Raw genomic sequence first — 17,327 nt, 5'->3', positions numbered from 1 at the left:
GATGAAGAATATAATTGCCAGATTCAAGGTATACACAAGGAAATCCTTTGAGGATCTTCGGAGGGTCCTTGATGAAAAGTACTGCTGGAAGTGCCCCCAGAGGTCCACAAGGGAGAATATAGGGTGCCGTGAGGCAGATGTCTGGATGAGGCTCCGCTCAGCCCTTGAGGATGAACTCAGGGCGCACCTGATGGAGACCCTGGGGAGGGATCAGTTCGACCGTGTACTTCTAAGGATGAGGGAAAGGGAGTGCACCGGGGACCTGAGGATAATCAGGAGGCACGGGGAGTACCTGGTTGTTCTGGACAGTGTATCCGGGATTAAAATAGGCCATGAGGTCCTGGTGGGGTCCCGTGTCCTCAGGGTTAAAAAACTTGCGGGGGTAAGGCTCATAACAGACCATGGAGAACACCCCCTCCATGAAATTGAGGGGAGGGTCCTTGGGAGGATAGGGCCCCGGCACCAACTCTACAGGGAGCTGATGAACTGGAGGAATAGGGATGGATCTTAAGGAAAGGATTGAGTCTGCAGCATCAGTAAGGGAAGCATCAGATATTGTTTTTGATGAAATAAAGAGGATGACCGGGAGCAGGTACTGCTACGTTGCCTATGTTGACCCCGAAAACGGGGATAGTGTCGGCATAAAATTCTCCCATCTCACAGAGTACTGCAGACACTACGAGGAGATGGGTGAGGCACGCTTTAAGCTGCCATCCAGCGGTAAATACGGGGGGCTCCTCGGCTACTCCCTGGACACCGGGGAGTCATTCTTCACCAACAACCCTGCCGGGCATCCTGCAGCCCATGGAATACCCGATGGCCACAGGAAGGTTTCAAAGTTCCTCTCAGTCGCTGTTAAGGATTCGGAGGGGATACTCGGCCAGATAGTCGCAGGTGATCCACCAGAGAACTACGATGAGACACACCTGAGAATAGCTGAGGAAATTGCGGGGCACTATGCCGGGGTCCTCAGAAGGTTCTGGAGGGGTGAGATACCCCTGGGTGATATCAGGGAACGATTCATTCGTCGTAGACCCTGACCCTGAGCATCCGGTCTCCCCTCTCTATGGATTCAACAACATCCATACCCCTCACAACCTTTCCGAAGACGGTGTGGACGCCATCGAGGTGGGGCTGGGGGGATAGTGTTATGAAGAACTGGCTGCCCCCGGTATCTCTCCCTGCATGTGCCATGGACAGGGCCCCCTTACCGTGCCTGTTCGGGTTTATCTCGCACTTTATTGTGTAACCCGGGCCGCCTGTCCCATCACCCACCGGACACCCTCCCTGAATCACGAAGTCAGGTATGACCCTGTGGAAGGTGAGTCCATCATAGAATCCACTGTTTGAAAGTTTTTCAAAATTCGCAACCGTGTTCGGGGCGTCCTCCTCAAAGAGGATCAGTTCTATATCGCCCTTAACGGTTTCAATGACAGCACTTTTCATTTAACCACCTCAACATAAATATTTATTATCAGTTTAGGTTCAACATTAATACAGGTCCCCATATAAATTTTTGGTGATATCATGGATTCAGAGGAAATAATTGAACTTGAAAGGAAATTCATCATGCAGACCTATACCCGGCAGCCCATTGTACTGTCCCATGGGAAGGGGGCAACTGTATGGGACATCGAGGGCAACTCCTACATAGACTGCTTTGCCGGGGTCGCTGTTAACAGCATCGGCCACGCCCACCCAAAGGTCGCCCTGGCAATCTGCCACCAGGCACAGAGGCTCATACATTCATCCAACATCTACTATACCCGGGAGCAGGTTGAACTCGCAAAGCTTCTAACGGCCATATCCCCACACGACAGGGTTTTCTTCGCAAACAGCGGTGCAGAGGCCAATGAGGGAGCCATAAAACTTGCAAGGAAATTCACGGGCAAATCTGAGATAATAGCTGCTGAAAACTCCTTCCACGGGAGGACACTTGCAACGGTAACTGCGACTGGCCAGAAGAAGTACAGTGAACCCTTCAGGCCACTACCAGAGGGTTTTAAACATGTCCCCTACGGCGACATCGGGGCAATGGCGGATGCAGTAGGTGATGAAACTGCAGCCATAATTCTGGAACCGGTACAGGGGGAGGGTGGAGTCATAATTCCACCAGAGGGTTATCTGAGGGATGTCCAGGAACTTGCAAGGCAGAATGACGTGCTCCTGATCCTCGATGAGGTCCAGACAGGATTTGGAAGAACCGGAGCAATGTTCGCATCCCAGCTATTCGGTGTAGAGCCAGATATAACAACCGTGGCAAAGGCCATGGGCGGCGGGTATCCAATAGGAGCTGTGCTTGCAAATGAGAGGGTTGCAATGGCATTTGAACCGGGTGACCATGGATCCACCTTCGGGGGAAACCCCCTGGGATGCGCTGCAGCCATAGCCACCATCGAAGTTCTGATGGACGAGAAACTACCTGAGAGGGCAGCTAAGATGGGTTCCTACTTCCTTGGAAGGCTGAGGCAGGTCCTCCATGGATGTGATGCCGTCAGGGACATACGCGGTGTCGGCCTCATGATCGGAATTGAGATCGATGGTGAATGTGCAGGGGTGGTTGACGCTGCAAGGGAGATGGGGGTGCTGATAAACTGCACAGCCGGCAAGGTCATAAGGATTGTCCCGCCCCTAGTAATAAAGAAGGAGGAGATTGATGCGGCCGTGGATGTACTGGGTCATGTGATCTCAGATCTCTGATAGCTCCAGCTTCTCTCACCTGAAGAGGTCTGGCCTATCACCTTTGAATTCACTCAGCCAGGGAGAAAATTCAAGGACCCCTGACCTGAACCAGCAGAAGTCCTCATGCTCCATGCTCAGCTCGAGGGCACCCCCACTGACCTCCACAGAGAATATTATGTTCACCGAGACCTTATGGGGGAACACCTGCTCATATGCACCCAGCAGGTGCAGAGGTGTTATCCTGAGGCCTGTCTCCTCACGGACCTCCCTTGAAAGGGCCTCATCAAGTGTTTCCCCTGCCCTCACCTTACCACCCGGGAGCTCCCAGAGTGATGGGTTTGTGGACGATTCGCGGGACCTCCTCAGCATTAGAACACCATCTTCGCCCCTTATAAGGGCCCTTACAACCGGAATAAACGGCTTCATATCTTCACACCCTAAGGACTTATATTGTCATTTGGATAAAGATTTGATTAAACTTTAGGGAGGATCAACACTAATGTTTCCTGATATTGAGGTTAACGATAAAGGACATCTTCTGATTGGCGGTGCAGATGCAGTGGAACTGGCAGATGAATACGGCACCCCCCTCTATGTCATCGATGAGATGAGGATAAGGGAGAACTACCGGAGGCTCCACAGGGCATTCTCAGGTGAATACTCGCGGTTCCAGGTATTCTATGCATGCAAGGCCAACACCAACCTTGCGGTCATGAGGATACTGGAGGAGGAGGGGAGCGGAATTGACGCTGTATCTCCTGGAGAGATCTACACAGCTCTCATGGCAGGCTTTGACCCTGACAGGATACTTTACACCGGTAACAACGTCAGGGACGATGAACTGCAGTTTGCCCTAGATTCAGGTGTCAGGATCAATGTGGATTCAAGGTCACAGCTCCGGCGGCTTTCAGAGATCGCCCCTGAGGGTCTCAGGATATCCTTCAGGGTCAACCCCCTGGTGGGGGCAGGGCACCACGAGCACTGCATCACCGGCGGAGAGATGAGCAAGTTCGGTGTAATGGAGAGAGAGGCACCTGAGGTCTACAAGATGGCCATGGACCTTGGATTTGAGCCAGTGGGGATACACGCCCACATAGGCTCAGGTATACTGGACCCTGAGCCATTCATGCTGGCCGTTGAAACCCTGATGGACATAGCCGGCAGGGTTCATGAGGCCACAGGGGTTGAATTTGAGTTCATAGACTTTGGAGGCGGACTCGGAATACCATACACGCCTGAAGAGGAACCACTGGACATTGATGAATTCGCATCAAAGATAACAGGACTCTTCAAGGATAAACTCTCAGAGTACGGTCTTGGAAGACCCATGATGTGCCTGGAGCCTGGAAGGTACATAGTTGGGGATGCATCCTACCTCCTCACAAGGGTCAACACCATAAAGGAGAGCTACAGAAAATTTGCAGGTGTTGACGCAGGCTTCAACACCCTCCTGAGACCTGCCATGTATGGATCCTACCACCACATACTCGTGGCTGAAAGACCCCTGGATGAACCATCTGAGAAGATGGATGTGGCTGGAAACGTGTGTGAATCAGGGGATCTCTTTGCAAGGGACAGGCAGCTCCCTGAAATTAATGAGGGTGATGTCCTTGCCATAATGAACGCAGGGGCCTACTCCTTCTCAATGTCCTCCCAGTACAACTCCAGGCCAAGACCCGCTGAGGTCCTTGTGAGGGAAGGCCAGGTTGATGTTGTCAGGGAGAGGGAGACCTTCTCTGACCTCCTGAGGGGACAGAATGTACCTGCAAGACTTCTGAAGAGGTAGATCTGATGACGAGGATGATACTCTTTTCCAAGATGCATGGGCTTGGAAACGACTACGTGGTTATAGATGAGAGCGCCCAGGAGTGCATACCTGAGGATAAGAAGCCAGAGTTTGTAAGGGAGGTATGCACCAGGGGATTCTCTGTGGGTGCGGATGGTGTTATATTTGTCCAGCCTGCATCCGGCGAAGGGGATATCCGCTTCAGGATATTCAATGCTGATGGAAGCGAGGCAGAGATGTGCGGAAACGGTATAAGGTGCTTCTCAAAGTTTGTATATGACAATGCCATAGTGAGGAAGAGGAGACTGGAGGTGGAAACCCTCGCAGGTATCAAGACCGTGGAACTGGAGGTCGAGGATGGTGCAGTGGTCTCATCAAGGGTTGATATGGGTACCGCAACATTCAAAACAGACCAGATACCCATGGATGTTGAGGAATACGAGTTCATAGACAGGTTCCTGCCTGTGGAGGGTGAGGACATTAAGCTCACAGCACTAAGCGTTGGGAATCCACATGCCATAATATTCGTTGATGATGCGGAGGGTGTGGACCTTGACAGGCTTGGACCGGCAATAGAGAACCATCCCCTCTTTCCTGAGAGGATAAATGTGCACTTTGTTGAGGTCGTGAGCCCCTCTGAGATAATCATGGTGACCTGGGAGAGGGGTGCTGGACCCACAATGGCCTGCGGCACAGGGGCCACAGCCAGTGTAATTGCGGGTGTTAAACTTGAAAAACTGGATGACAGTGTCCTGGTGCACCTTCCAGGAGGGGAACTTAAAATAGACGTCTACCAGGACGGCACAGAACTCGGGGCCTACATGGAGGGCGATGCTGTCATGGTATTTGATGGTATACTGCTCCGTGATCCATAGGATGGTTTAAAAGGTCCTATAGTTCATTTTTCAAATCCTTGAAAAATGGTAGGGGCCTGGTTTTATCAGGGGATCCACATGGGGATCTCCCATATTGTTTGAGTTCTGGGTCGGAGTAACATGTGTCTCGCACTGTTCCATGTGAGAGCATCCGTGATGTCTGGTTCCTTTCCTAAAGTTGGGTTATAATATTGTGCATCTTAATAACACTTCAATTTTTCAGAGGTTTTTGTCTCGAAAGCTTTTAAGAGGTGCATGCAGAGCAGAAATAGATGTGTTTGCGGAATACTTAAAAGGAGCATGAGCATGTGCTATGAACAAGCCGGTGTCTCCTGGTTTCAGAACTCTCTTCTTAATGTCACGTATAAGATGAATGTAAGGCCAAGGAAACACCCAGGACAAAGAGTGAAAAAACTTCGATCTTGAAGGAATAACCTTCACCTTTACCCTTGATGTTCTGCATTTCTCTTTGGTTAGGGTTTTTTTAAGTGCTGGTTTGAGCTGCGCTGTCCACGGCCGGAATGTTATCTGTTTTCTTGGTTGATTACAGTATTGTAGCTTGTAAATCTCTTGGAAATTGTGGGGGTGTTAATTGTCTATCTTTTTCCCTGGATCTGCAACTTCAACACTTTCATTTAGTTAGGGTTAGTCTCATCTGTCGATAACTATTATGTTGGCTATTTCACCTTCTCTTTTTTATCAAATGCAAGTAGAATTAACGCCGCTATAGTCACTATAGTCATGGTATTTCTTAGTAATGCTGGCTGCCGGGTTAGTATTACTATATAAAATAATAAAGCCAGAACTATTGTGTAAAACAAAAGTTTTAATCTTCTTGCGGGGGTATCATAGATACTTTGAAGTCTGGCATATCCATAAAGAATTAGTACAATTAACATGAACATTAACAATCTTAACTCTGAGTATTGGAAAAAATTAAATTCTATGTATAAAAAAATCCCAAAAAAGACTACAGACAGGAGTAACATTATTATTTTTTCATGTTTTTCACTTATATCCATAGATACTCCTCCGATTTCATAAAAATAAAATTAAATATCAGGTATATGTCCACCACCCCTCGTTAAGATGCGCTGTTCCCACGGTGCCTAGATAAGCTGTCCCTAAGAAACCAAAAAGCTTACCCACGGGATGATTTGTGTAACCTGGTGCTACACAGACCCAGGCACCTCCATAGTATACTCTCCACCAGTTAAAGCTTCGGTTGTACCATGCATTTCTTTTCCATCTTCCCTGTCTCTTTAACCTTTGATTTAACCTGTACTTCCAGTTTTTACCTTTAATGTTTTTCATTTCCTTATCAGTCAGAGTTCTGTTGTCTGCCTGCACATCAGAGGTGGTATTTGTCAGGTTATTTATGGGTTCTGATGAGTTTGTATTCTTGTTGCTTTGATCTGTAGTTTCGTTGACCTGTGGATTATTAGGGTCATTTATAACCAGTGTATATCCGCTGTAGATCTCAGTGAACTCTTCTATATTCATTTCGATGTTCCCGAGGCTTGGATCTGCGAGTTTGATGGTGTCATTGGTGATTTCGTTTATTACGGTGTAGTGTCCGGTGCCGTCATTGATGTTGTGGTGGGGTCTGCGGAAACTCAAAGGGATTTTGATCTAGCTTTCGATATAACCTTGTCTATCATGGATCCTACTGTCATCAGTATTAGGACCATGAAAAAGTATCCAATTAAGGCTATGAAAAAGAGTCCCCCATGAGCAGATAGTAGTGTCCAGGTTGATGAAATATTGTTGTGAATCATCGATCCAAGTAATCCTCCCAGTAATCCTATGAATAAAGATACTATGGCTGTTATAATCATGTTAACCTCTTTTTCTTCCATCTTACTGAAATGTGCGATAAATAATCCTGCCAGGATAACAAAGGACAATGCTAGAGGGAATGGTACTATCAAGGAGATGAGAAGCATTGACAAACCAATTAGCAGGACATATGCCCGTTTCATTTTTCACATACCTCCGAATGATACTCATATTCCACACTTAATTTCTTCATGCCGCATACCTATATCCCACGCGCCGATACCAATCCATATAGCGATCACCATAAGTCTTACAGCGAGCATAATAATAGTCAAAGCCATCAGCATCCAGCGTACAAGCACAGCGCACCATTTGGGCTGTATAAGAGACTATATGGAATCCATAATAGGCACGGACACGCACAGGATACCAACCATGCCAATGATAAGAACACCGCCACTTCCATGGATGCCAATGTTTATGCCTCCATTTTTTACCTTTAATGTTCTGCATTTCCTCATCAGTCAGAGTTCTGTTGTCTGCCTTCACAGCAGAGGTGGTATCTGTCAGGTTATTTATGGGTTCTGATGAGTTTGTATTCTTGTTGCTTTGATCTGTAGTTTCGTTGACCTGTGGATTATTGGGATCCTTTATAACCAGTGTATATCCGCTGTAGATCTCAGTGAACTCTTCTATATTCATTTCGATGTTCCCGAGGCTTGGATCTGCGAGTTTGATGGTGTCATTGGTGATTTCGTTTATTACGGTGTAGTGTCCGGTGCCGTCATTGATGGTATAGGCGATCATGTTTTCTTTGAGTTCAGATATGTTTAGTTTCATGCCGTTTGCGTTCATTCCCTTGGCCCTGCTGGCTTCCAGGAGGCCCTGCATGGTGGTCCCGTCCTCGGTTGTTCCGGCAAGGCCTGCGAGTTCATCCTCTGTGGTGTTCACTCCAAGTCTCTGGAGGACGGTGGCGAGTGCTGCGGGTCCGCAGGTGTAGTTCCTTGTCTGGAGGACCACACCCTCAGAATCCACTGTAACATTATGGGTCAGTGCACCCGCTACATCATCCCCCTGTGCTTCAAGGACTGTACAGTTGTCTGCGCAGGCCGTGTCATCCAGTGTGGAGTTTTCTGCAGCGACTGAAGAGTTAACAGACACCGCGAGGAGGAGCACGACCAGCAACAGGACATAAAAACCTCTCACCATGGACACCTCCCATTAACTGATAATAATTCTATACAAAAAACTCATATATATATTACGGATCAGCTACAGCATATTACTTGAGGCGACAGTAAAATTTCATAGTAGGTATATAAACGGGGGACTCGCCATAAATCGATGGGAGATTAAAAAAAAACCGGAAAAACATGACACACCAGCTCAGTGGTGGTTATAAAATTTTTTATTAAATCCTGGCTGTTATCAGGACTATCTCCTCAAAGAAGTACCTCTCACTTGCAGTAACCGACGCATCAAAGCCCATATCTGCCAGTTTCTGGAGGGTCTTCTCTGTATCGGAGAGGGAGGACTGCACCAGCTGGACCCTCCCCCCAGGTTTCAGGTGTGCCGGGACCTCATCAAGGAACCTGTCTATAACCATTCTGCCGTCGGGGCCCCCGTTCCAGGCGAGGTCCAGGACATCCCCTGTGGCATCATCCCCGGTGGCTGGAAGGTAGGGTGTGTTGAAGATGATGACGTCAAATTTTTTGCCCTCAACCGGGTCAAAGAGGTCCCCCTGCAGGACCGTGAGTTCAACTCCATTGATAATGGCATTCTCCTGCGTGCACTTAACTGCGGCGGGATTCACATCGGTTGCAGTCACATCTCCCTTCTCTGATGCCCTTATGGCAACAAGTCCTGTCCCCGTACCTATTTCAAGGACACGATCACCCTCCCTGACATCCAGGTTATCTGCAAGGAGGAAGGTGTCCTCTGCTGGTTCATAGACGTTTTTGCAGGTCTTTATTTTAATTTCACCGTATCTTATCATTTTCATTTTTCACCGTCCTCATCAAGGATGAAGACATCCTCGATATGCTCCCTTCCCAGGGCCCTTGCGATCCTGTGGGCAAGGATGAGGGAGGGGCTGTAACGTCCCTTCTCAAGGGCTATTATGGTCTGCCTTGTTACCCCAACCCTCTCTGCGAGTTCCTCCTGGGTTAATCCGAGTTCCTTCCTGTGTTCCCTTATCAGTGTCCTCAATTCTCCCTCTCCAGCCGGTAGTTTGTTACGGATTTTGCAAGGACACCTGCAAGGAGTGCAAGTAAAATGAAGGGGTCGATGTGGGGCTTTCCCTGCAGGGAACTTGAGATGAGTTCTATGAACACTCCAATTACAAGCACTGGCATCATGGCCCATGCGGCGTTTCTTTCTGCTATGGCCTCATGGAGGTACTCTCTCTCATCCCTTTTCACCTTCCACATAACATCAAACATGTCAAGGAACAGGAATGCAAGCCAGGCACCTGTCACATACATCCTTGTGGTGGTGTTGAGGGGGAGTAGCTGGATCCCGACAAGCAGGAGGAATACGCATGCGAGGTATACTGCGCCCTGCCAGGTTTTTATTGAGACTCCCCAGCCACCGTACTTTCTTCTACCGAACCATTGGGGTCTTGCTATTATCAAAACAATCACCTATGTAAAAAATAGTTTACATAATACTTATAGTTTTCTTAGGGCTGTGCTGATCAAGGCCCAGCTCAGGAAGAACCTGAGAGATCCTCTATATGCTCTGCTATTTCAAGTATCTCCTCTGGTCTCAGCTGAAAGACCCTCTTCTCCAGTATTTCGGGTGGAAGACCCTTCAGAACTTCATTAAAGCTCAGATCAGTCCTGATTTCATGGAATGATTCTCTGAGGGATTTTGAGGTTTTCTTCTTCCTGTGCTGGAAGAGTGCACGACATACATCCTCGAGGAATGCCGGGGCCCTGAAACCCGTAGGTTTAAGGGTTACAACCGCAGATTCAACCCTGGGACGGGGGAAGAAACAGCCCGGTTTTAGGTAGTCAACTATTTCAACCTCTGCAAGGAAGTGCACCATGACCGACAGTCTTGAGTACTCCCTTGTACCCGGCTCTGCAACCATTCTCCTTGCAAATTCCTTCTGGTACATGAGAACAGCGAGTTCAAAGTCATGCTCCAGAAGCCTGAAGGTTATGGGGGAGGATATCTGGTAGGGCAGGTTGGATACGACCTTGTTGAATTCTGGAAAATCAACCCTGAGGGCATCACCGACTATCACATCAACGTTATCCACCTGAAGCCTGTCCATAAGGATACCTGCAATGAGGGGATCACTCTCAATTGCGGTGACATGACCAGCAAGTTCTGCCATTGGAAGTGTGAGGGTCCCTATACCTGGTCCTATCTCAAGGACCCTGTCATCTTCCCTGAGGTCAGCGTATTCAAGTATGCGCTGCCTTTTGACCTCATCTATGAGGTAGTTCTGGCCGAGGCTCCTTCTAAGCCTCACACCATACTTCCTCAGCACCTCCCTTGTCTCGGTGTAGAGCCCTGACATAAAAATAGATTCTAAATTTAAATTGAAGGATCAGCCCCTCCTCTTCTGGGGCGGTCTTGTGAATATGTTGTACTTACGTTTTCCCCGTTTGGCGCCCTCAACATCCAGTTCCATGAGGACCCTCCTGACGATGAGTTTAACAGGGTCTGATAACATGGGGACCCTGTTCTTTATGTCCTCGAAACTTTCAAAGGGCTTCTCCTCACGGGCCTTGAGGATATCCCACATGTGCTTTTTACCGATTCCTGGAAGAAGTTCAAGCTGGTGAAGCCTGGTACTTATGGGTCCAGCCTCGTTGAAGAACTTTACAAACCGGTCCTCATTTGATTTTATTATCTCCTCAACGACGTAGGGCAGCTCAACCCTGGCGGTGGCTGTGAGTTCATTGTGACGGAGCCTCCTGTTTATACGGGCGATCTTGTCCCTTTTACCCTTACCGATGTAGACCTCCTCGTGGATTTCAAGGTCCACGTCCGGTCTTGGTGTTAACTCCAGGAGGGTGAACTCATCCTTACCCAGTGCCTGGGCAACAGGCCTCTTCTTGAATGTACCGAACCCTTCGCTCATGTAACCAAGTGGAAGGTAATCCAGTATGATAGCGTATTCTTCCATGAAATCACATACTCTACTTTTTTCAGGTCAGATATTATTTTTATTCGACCCGGTATTTATCTATTACCTCGAGTATGCCTGGAAGGTCATCAGCCTTTATGGGAACCCTCTCCTTGGCAAAGATTAAACGGAGGTCGGATATGTCCACCGGCATTATATCTGCAATTTTAACAGCATGCCTCCTTTTGATGTTGGGGATGTCCATCAGTTCCTCCACCAGCTCCCTGCTCTTTTCAGGGTCAAGCCTTGAAAAACGGGTTACATGGTCAAGGACAAGGTTCTGCTCGTATGTGAGTTCATGGTCTTCCCCAAATTTTTCAAGGATTTCCTTAACCTCTGCCATAGAAACAGGTTCACTTTCCAGAACCTTTTTCCCGATCATGGGAATCACTCTTGCATCTGAAGGTGCTCTGGCCTCACAACAAGCTGTTTATCCTTGTTACCATCCTTCAGGGCAACAACATAGGATTTACCCATCATCCCCACAACTCGACCGGTTTTACCATGGAAACGCGGGTGTGGCTGGCCCCTGTGAATGCTCGGGTCGATGATGATGTGTACAAGGTCACCCTCATTGAAGCTCTGGATCTTCCTTGTTATGGGGTTGGACCTGCCTGGCCTTTTAACCTTCTGAAGCTTGTGTCTTGTTTTACTTCTGAAACCTCTTGATCTTCTCATTCTTTAACCTCCATAAAAAGCCTTCAATGGCTTGTAACAGTCACTAAAACTTTACAAGAATCAGATATCTAAACTTATAAGTTCTCTATTTAATATCTCCATTAATATATATTTTTCCTTATCATGGCTATTCTGCATGGGACGTCGTGTTTTATTTTTTTCGATCATCTGCTTAATCTTTTTCTGATGGTTCATCACCGACCTCAAGGACATCAAGGGCCACGCACCTTGCAGGGACCCCCAGAACACTGCTCACACTTGGTTCTGTACGTCCCGAATCCCCCGAAATAAGCTCCTTTATATAGAGGCCACCCTCACCCTTTATTATCAACTCAAGGCAACCATCCAGCCAGTTCCATGATATTTCCAGGACCCTCCTCTCTCTGACCCTGTCAGCCCTGCGGTGGGAAACCCTCACAGGGGTCCGCTGTCTTATGATGTCAAGTGACCCGAGTCTCTCAAGGTCCTCATCAGTAACATCTCCATCCAGTTCAACCAGGGCCCGGTAAACCTTGTACCTGCTCTGGGATGAATCCTTCAGTTCAACCTTCCTCTTCCTTGTGGAGAACCTGAGACCCTCAACCTCAACCATGCCATGGGCCCTGCGGTTCACCTCCTCCTCAAGGGATTCAGGGTCCAGGTTCCTCACCCGGGGTTCCCTTATCTCCAGGACAAATGGTCTCCCTGTCCCGAGCATCCGAACATCCACATCCTCCCTGCCTGAGCCATGGAACCTTGCATCACGCCCCTGGCTGGCCTCCAGGATTGGCCCGGCTATGAGCTCCTCCACAGACGTGGGATACATCTTACCGGTGTAATTGCACCTCTCACAGCCCCTCCCCCTGCACTTCCTGCAGGGCCAGCGGGTCTGGGGTATTCCCCTAACCAGCTTGCGGTACCTCCCCTCAAGGAAGAGGGGGTTTATCTGGATCCAGACCCTGATGTCCCCCCTGAAGTCCACCATCACCACGAGGTCGGGGTCCTCAAATTCTGCGCTGCAGCCCAGCAGTTTGACAACCCTCTTACCAAGTTCACGGTTGAGATCCCTTTTAAGCCCCTCAGTCTTGATTCCGAGGCGCTTTCTGATCTCATCATCAAGTTCCACCATTTCGGGGGGCAACCTTGTACCCACAAGTACAGAAGAGTATTCAAGGCCAAGTTCATCCACCCTCTCCTTAACCATCCCTGCGGCCTCATCAATCCTGTCAAAGACGTCACCGCATATCATGCATGGCCCGGATAGTTTCAGCGAGAATTCCTTCTGGAGCTTCTCACCCCTCAGACGGTTCCCTGGCCCTTCAACCAAATCAACAAAGTGCCTGCCAAGGCAGTGCAGACATATTCTGGACTCTGTGATTTCAAGCAGTCCTCCCAGTCTCTGCTGAACATCCATGGTTATCCCCTGATCTCTGCCCTTCAGGATGCTATCTCATGAACTGCCTCATGAGCTGGCCCATGGGTCCACCCATCTTTCTCCTTCCAAGCCCTTTCATGGCCTTTTTGGTGACCCTGTAGTACTTCAGGAGCTCCTTAACGTCCTCATTGCGCGTCCCTGAACCCCGGGCTATCCTGCGTATTCTTGAGTGTTTTATGATGTCTGGTTTTTCCAGTTCCTCCTCTGTCATGGAGTCCATTATTATGAGGTACTTCCGTATGGTCTCCTCGGTCATCCTGCTGGCGTCCTTTGGGAGTTTCCCGGCACCAGGCAGCATACTCATAACCTGCTGGAGGGGCCCCATCTTACCCATCATCTCAAACTGCACCCTCATATCCCTGAGGGTGAACTTACCTGAGAGTATTGCGTCGAGGGATTCCTCTGCAATCTCCTCCTCTGAAACCTCTTCAACCTTCTCGAGGAGACTTCTGAGGTCCCCCATACCGAGGAGACGTGATATGAACCTTTCGGGATCGAAGACCTCCAGGTCATCTATCCTCTCACCGGTACCTATGAACTTTATGGGAGCACCTATCTCTGCAACGGCCGAGAGGGCCCCACCACCCTTGGCTGAACCATCGAGCTTGGTCACAATTATTGAACCTATATCTGTGGCTTTTCTGAATGCGAGGGCCTGTTCCCTTGCCTGCTGGCCTATGGTCCCGTCGATTACAAGTATGGCTTCATGGGGCTCCACAATGGCTGAAAGTTCCTCCATCTCCCTGAGGAGGTCCTTCTCCTCCTTGTGTCTTCCGGCCGTATCGAATATGATAACGTCCTTCTTCTGGAACCGGGCAAGTCCCTTCTCTGCAAGGTCCAGGGCGTCCCTGTTCTGGGGGTCGCCGTATATGCTCACGTCCTGTCCCTCGGTATACTGTTCCAGCTGCTCAAGGGCCGCAGGGCGCCAGGTGTCTGTACAGACCACCCCAACAGTGAAACCCTTCTTGCGGAGGTACCTTGCAAGTTTACCTATGGTTGTTGTTTTACCGCTACCCTGGAGTCCAAGGAAGAGTATGCGGTACGGTTTATCATCTATGACAAGTTCATGGCTCTTCTCACCCAGGAGTTTGACCATCTCATCGTACACTATGCTTATGATGTGCTCCTTTGGCGTTATCCCCTTAGGGGGTTCCTCGTTGAGTGCCCGTTCCTCAATTGACTTTGACAGGTTGAATACAAGTTTTATGTTGACATCGGACTGGATCAGGGCCCTCTGTATATCCTTTATGACCTCCCTGACGACCTCCTCATCAACAATTGTCATCCCTGCCAGCTTTTTCATAGTTTTACTGAGACTTCTGCCCAGATTCCCAAGCATGGTTTCACCTGCAGTGATGGATAATCATTAACTATTGTTGGGATCACCTTATATATTAAGAGTGGTGGATGGGCTGCGCCATATAAAGGTCACAGGGTGGGGGGCGGCAGATCCTTTGAGGACCTATATTAAGATCCTCAATCATATCTAGATAATGAATTCAATTTTCAACAATCCCGATGCGTGATCGAAATGCTTGATAAACTCAAGGAAAGCCTCAGAAATTCACCTGTGATTAAGAAGGGAGAGTACGACTACTTTGTAAACCCTGTAACCGATGGCATACCCCTCACCGAACCCGAACTCCTGGAGGAGGTTGCAGAGGAGATCGTGAGGAGGTTCAGACCTGAAGCGGATAAGATAATCTGCATAGAGGCCATGGGCATACACCATGCAACGGTTCTATCACTGAAGACCGGAATACCCTTCGTCGTGGTGAGGAAGAGAAGGTACGGCCTTCCCGGCGAGGTTGCCGTCCATCAGATGACAGGATACAGTGAAGGGGAACTCTACATAAATGGTGTTGATAGTGGAGACAGGGTCGTTGTCATTGACGACGTTGTGAGCACTGGAGGGACCCTCCTGGCGGTCCTGGAAGCCCTGAGGAAGATGGATGTTGATGTCAGGGATGTTATAACAGTCATAGATAAGGGTGAGGGATCCAGGGTCGTGAGGGAAAGGACAGGTTTCACTGTGAAGAGCCTCGTGAAGGTTGATGTTATCGATGGCAGAGTTAAGGTTGAGGATATCCCTGCCGGGGGGCCGCATGATTAAATGTCACTCTACAGGCTTGAAACTGAAAGGGTCATCGGGGAGATAAGGAAACGTAATGCAGGGGTCGTGGGCCTTCAGTTCCCTGAGGGACTTAAAATGAGGGCAGTTGAACTTGCAGAGCAGATAGAATCAGAAACAGGCGCAACTGCCGTGATATCCGCAGACCCATGCTTCGGGGCATGTGATGTTTCAGATAGAAAAATGAGGGGTATGGTTGACCTCATAGTCCACTATGGACACACACCACTCCCCCTTGACTATGAGGTCCCTGTGATATTCATAGAGGCCGCATCCTCAGTTGAGGTAGGTGAAGTCATCAGGGAGGCTGCTGACAGACTTTCCGGCCACAGGAGGATTGGAATTGCAACAACAGCACAGCACCTCCACCTCCTTGACCAGGCAAGGTCTCTCCTTGAGGAGAGGGGCTTTGAGGTCGTCACAGGGGAGGGTGTTAACACAGCCAGGGGCCAGGTCCTGGGATGCAATTTCTCAGCCATCAGGGGCACCGATGCAGATGCCTACCTTTTCCTCGGAAGCGGGAACTTCCACCCCCTCGGCATAAAACTCTTCACCGGACGCGAGGTTGTGGTGGCTGACCCATATCATGGTGAGGTGAGGGACATCGAGGAATTCGCAGACAGGGTCCTGAGGGTGAGATTTGCGAGGATAAGCAGGGCAGCGGATGCCAGCAAGTGGGGGGTGGTGGTCTCATCAAAGGCTGGACAGATGAGGTTTGAGCTTGCCCTCATGGTTAAGAAAAAACTTGAGGAGGCTGGAAGGGAGGCCCTCATACTCCTGGCTGAGAACATCTCACCGGCTGCACTCCTCCCCTTCAGGGAACTTGAGGCCTTCGTGGTAACTGCGTGTCCCAGGATAGCCATAGATGACTCACAGCTCTACGATAGACCACTCCTGAACCCATCTGAACTGGAGATAGTTCTGGGAGAGAGAAGCTGGGACGACTACACACTGGATGAGATAATACACGGATAACCCTTTATTTGGTGTGGTATCTACAGATAGGCCAGTGTGCGGCTGGCTCTCATGCATGGTATTCAGAGGCATGGTAATCAGTGGACAGATGTGCAGCATGGTTTTTTAGTAGGATTCAGAGGCATGGAGTAATCGATATTTGAAGGTCGCATGCAAAAGCATTGTAGTGAGATTCAGAGGCATGGAGTAATCGATATTTGAAGGTCGCATGCAAAAGCATATATATAATCAGATCTAACCATAGATCACTGTAAGGTAAGCATTGTTTTTACCTTGAAGAGGTGAATGGATGAAAGTTAAATCTGGGGATATGGTTTTTCCCGGAGATTTTTTGGCTGTAAGCGAAGAGGTCCTCCCCTCTGAGGGGACCTACGATGAGGATGGTAAGATAAAATCCCTTGTCGTTGGAGAGGTTTCAAGGGATGACCGGAATAAGAGCATAAAGGTAATATCAAAGCTGAACACACCACCAACACTTAAAAGGGGTTCAAGGGTCATTGGAGAGGTCATTGATGTAAGGGGTCAGCGGGCCCTTGTGAGGATACACAGCATCAAGGGCAACAGGAGAGCCCTTGCAACATACTTCGTTGGAGGAGTCCACGTTTCACAGGCAAGGAAGGGCTACCTTTCAAAGCTAACAGACGCCTTCAGGATAGGGGACATCGTGGAGGCAAGGGTCACAAAGATCATGGGCCTCGATGGCATAGATCTACAGACATCAGGCCGTGACCTTGGGGTTATCAAGGCAATGTGCACCCGCTGCAGGCACTTCATGGAAGTGAACGGCAGGGACGAGGTCAGGTGCCCGAACTGTGAAAACCGGGAAAAAAGGAAGCTATCAGTGAATTATGAAGGTTAATCACTTA

At 49.1% G+C, this 17,327-nt stretch carries 23 protein-coding genes; 8 read left to right on the top strand and 15 right to left on the bottom strand.

The window, feature by feature from the left end:
- Position 1 precedes the first annotated feature (1 nt).
- Both MTCT_RS06210 and MTCT_RS06205 read left to right on the top strand, forming a co-directional pair.
- Complete coding sequence (locus MTCT_RS06210; protein ID WP_048175874.1) at positions 2-511, top strand: hypothetical protein; 510 nt, start codon at positions 2-4, stop codon at positions 509-511.
- Positions 501-1,040 (top strand): GAF domain-containing protein, encoded by a 540-nt coding sequence (locus MTCT_RS06205; protein WP_048175872.1) that lies wholly within the window; start codon positions 501-503, stop codon positions 1,038-1,040. The genes MTCT_RS06210 and MTCT_RS06205 overlap by 11 nt, the downstream gene beginning before the upstream one ends.
- Here the strand turns inward: MTCT_RS06205 and MTCT_RS06200 are convergent.
- On the bottom strand, positions 1,021-1,446 hold the full coding sequence (locus tag MTCT_RS06200) for a peptidylprolyl isomerase (protein ID WP_048175870.1): 426 nt from the start codon (positions 1,444-1,446) through the stop codon (positions 1,021-1,023). The two genes, MTCT_RS06205 and MTCT_RS06200, sit on opposite strands and share 20 nt — an antisense overlap.
- An 81-nt stretch (positions 1,447-1,527) precedes the next feature.
- Here MTCT_RS06200 and MTCT_RS06195 point away from each other — a divergent pair, with 81 nt between their 5' ends.
- Positions 1,528-2,700, top strand: a complete 1,173-nt coding sequence (locus tag MTCT_RS06195) for an acetylornithine transaminase (RefSeq protein WP_048175869.1) — start codon at positions 1,528-1,530, stop codon at positions 2,698-2,700.
- Positions 2,701-2,715: 15 nt separating this feature from the next.
- Here MTCT_RS06195 and MTCT_RS06190 read toward each other — a convergent pair whose 3' ends face one another.
- A complete protein-coding gene (locus tag MTCT_RS06190; protein WP_048175867.1) occupies positions 2,716-3,108 on the bottom strand; it encodes an NUDIX domain-containing protein in 393 nt (130 codons plus the stop codon).
- Positions 3,109-3,181: 73 nt separating this feature from the next.
- Here MTCT_RS06190 and lysA point away from each other — a divergent pair, with 73 nt between their 5' ends.
- A complete protein-coding gene (gene lysA / locus MTCT_RS06185) occupies positions 3,182-4,468 on the top strand; it encodes a diaminopimelate decarboxylase (protein WP_048175866.1) in 1,287 nt (428 codons plus the stop codon).
- Between the two features lie 5 nt (positions 4,469-4,473).
- Complete coding sequence (gene dapF / locus MTCT_RS06180; protein WP_010876947.1) at positions 4,474-5,343, top strand: diaminopimelate epimerase; 870 nt, start codon at positions 4,474-4,476, stop codon at positions 5,341-5,343.
- Between the two features lie 677 nt (positions 5,344-6,020).
- Here dapF and MTCT_RS06175 read toward each other — a convergent pair.
- From MTCT_RS06175 to MTCT_RS06115, 13 genes are all read right to left on the bottom strand, one after another.
- Positions 6,021-6,365, bottom strand: coding sequence for a hypothetical protein (locus MTCT_RS06175; RefSeq protein ID WP_048175865.1), 345 nt, complete (start codon positions 6,363-6,365; stop codon positions 6,021-6,023).
- Between the two features lie 37 nt (positions 6,366-6,402).
- Positions 6,403-6,963 carry a cysteine peptidase family C39 domain-containing protein gene (locus tag MTCT_RS09515; protein ID WP_048175863.1) on the bottom strand — a complete coding sequence of 187 codons (561 nt, stop codon included), beginning with the start codon at positions 6,961-6,963 and terminating at the stop codon, positions 6,403-6,405.
- Positions 6,960-7,325, bottom strand: coding sequence for a hypothetical protein (locus tag MTCT_RS06165; protein ID WP_048175862.1), 366 nt, complete (start codon positions 7,323-7,325; stop codon positions 6,960-6,962). Before MTCT_RS06165 ends, MTCT_RS09515 begins: the two co-directional genes overlap by 4 nt.
- Before the next feature lie 46 nt (positions 7,326-7,371).
- Positions 7,372-8,331 (bottom strand): C39 family peptidase, encoded by a 960-nt coding sequence (locus MTCT_RS09090; RefSeq protein WP_052457379.1) that lies wholly within the window; start codon positions 8,329-8,331, stop codon positions 7,372-7,374.
- Positions 8,332-8,533: 202 nt separating this feature from the next.
- Positions 8,534-9,118 carry a HemK2/MTQ2 family protein methyltransferase gene (locus tag MTCT_RS06155; protein ID WP_048176652.1) on the bottom strand — a complete coding sequence of 195 codons (585 nt, stop codon included), beginning with the start codon at positions 9,116-9,118 and terminating at the stop codon, positions 8,534-8,536.
- Positions 9,119-9,120: 2 nt separating this feature from the next.
- Positions 9,121-9,330: a helix-turn-helix transcriptional regulator gene (locus MTCT_RS06150; RefSeq protein ID WP_048175861.1), complete on the bottom strand. Its 210-nt coding sequence runs from the start codon at positions 9,328-9,330 to the stop codon at positions 9,121-9,123.
- The gene (locus MTCT_RS06145) at positions 9,327-9,764 is read right to left on the bottom strand and encodes a hypothetical protein (protein ID WP_084126256.1); all 438 of its coding nucleotides are present in this window, start codon (positions 9,762-9,764) and stop codon (positions 9,327-9,329) included. The genes MTCT_RS06150 and MTCT_RS06145 overlap by 4 nt, the downstream gene beginning before the upstream one ends.
- Before the next feature lie 65 nt (positions 9,765-9,829).
- Positions 9,830-10,651: a 16S rRNA (adenine(1518)-N(6)/adenine(1519)-N(6))-dimethyltransferase RsmA gene (gene rsmA, locus MTCT_RS06140; protein ID WP_048175855.1), complete on the bottom strand. Its 822-nt coding sequence runs from the start codon at positions 10,649-10,651 to the stop codon at positions 9,830-9,832.
- A 30-nt stretch (positions 10,652-10,681) separates the two neighbouring features.
- Positions 10,682-11,263, bottom strand: a complete 582-nt coding sequence (locus MTCT_RS06135; RefSeq protein ID WP_010876938.1) for a DUF655 domain-containing protein — start codon at positions 11,261-11,263, stop codon at positions 10,682-10,684.
- Positions 11,264-11,303: 40 nt separating this feature from the next.
- Entirely contained in the window at positions 11,304-11,645 is a 342-nt protein-coding gene (locus tag MTCT_RS06130) for an RNA polymerase Rpb4 family protein (RefSeq protein ID WP_048061025.1), read from the bottom strand.
- Positions 11,646-11,650: 5 nt separating this feature from the next.
- Positions 11,651-11,941, bottom strand: coding sequence for a 50S ribosomal protein L21e (locus tag MTCT_RS06125; RefSeq protein WP_010876936.1), 291 nt, complete (start codon positions 11,939-11,941; stop codon positions 11,651-11,653).
- 172 nt (positions 11,942-12,113) lie between these two features.
- The gene (locus MTCT_RS06120) at positions 12,114-13,334 is read right to left on the bottom strand and encodes a tRNA pseudouridine(54/55) synthase Pus10 (RefSeq protein ID WP_048175854.1); all 1,221 of its coding nucleotides are present in this window, start codon (positions 13,332-13,334) and stop codon (positions 12,114-12,116) included.
- A gap of 31 nt (positions 13,335-13,365) precedes the next feature.
- A complete protein-coding gene (locus tag MTCT_RS06115; protein ID WP_048175853.1) occupies positions 13,366-14,694 on the bottom strand; it encodes a signal recognition particle protein Srp54 in 1,329 nt (442 codons plus the stop codon).
- A gap of 192 nt (positions 14,695-14,886) precedes the next feature.
- Here MTCT_RS06115 and hpt point away from each other — a divergent pair, with 192 nt between their 5' ends.
- The 3 genes from hpt (at position 14,887) to MTCT_RS06100 (ending at position 17,320) form a co-directional block, all read left to right on the top strand.
- Positions 14,887-15,468: a hypoxanthine/guanine phosphoribosyltransferase gene (gene hpt / locus MTCT_RS06110; protein ID WP_048175851.1), complete on the top strand. Its 582-nt coding sequence runs from the start codon at positions 14,887-14,889 to the stop codon at positions 15,466-15,468.
- Positions 15,469-16,461: a diphthamide biosynthesis enzyme Dph2 gene (dph2, locus tag MTCT_RS06105; protein ID WP_048175850.1), complete on the top strand. Its 993-nt coding sequence runs from the start codon at positions 15,469-15,471 to the stop codon at positions 16,459-16,461.
- Between the two features lie 289 nt (positions 16,462-16,750).
- Complete coding sequence (locus MTCT_RS06100; protein WP_010876931.1) at positions 16,751-17,320, top strand: exosome complex RNA-binding protein Csl4; 570 nt, start codon at positions 16,751-16,753, stop codon at positions 17,318-17,320.
- The last annotated feature ends 7 nt before the right edge of the window (positions 17,321-17,327 follow it).

The sequence above is a fragment of the Methanothermobacter sp. CaT2 genome (assembly GCF_000828575.1).
Lineage (GTDB): Archaea > Methanobacteriota > Methanobacteria > Methanobacteriales > Methanothermobacteraceae > Methanothermobacter.
The sequence above is the reverse complement of the archived record's forward strand: the minus strand, read 5'-3'. Positions and strand labels throughout refer to the sequence as shown.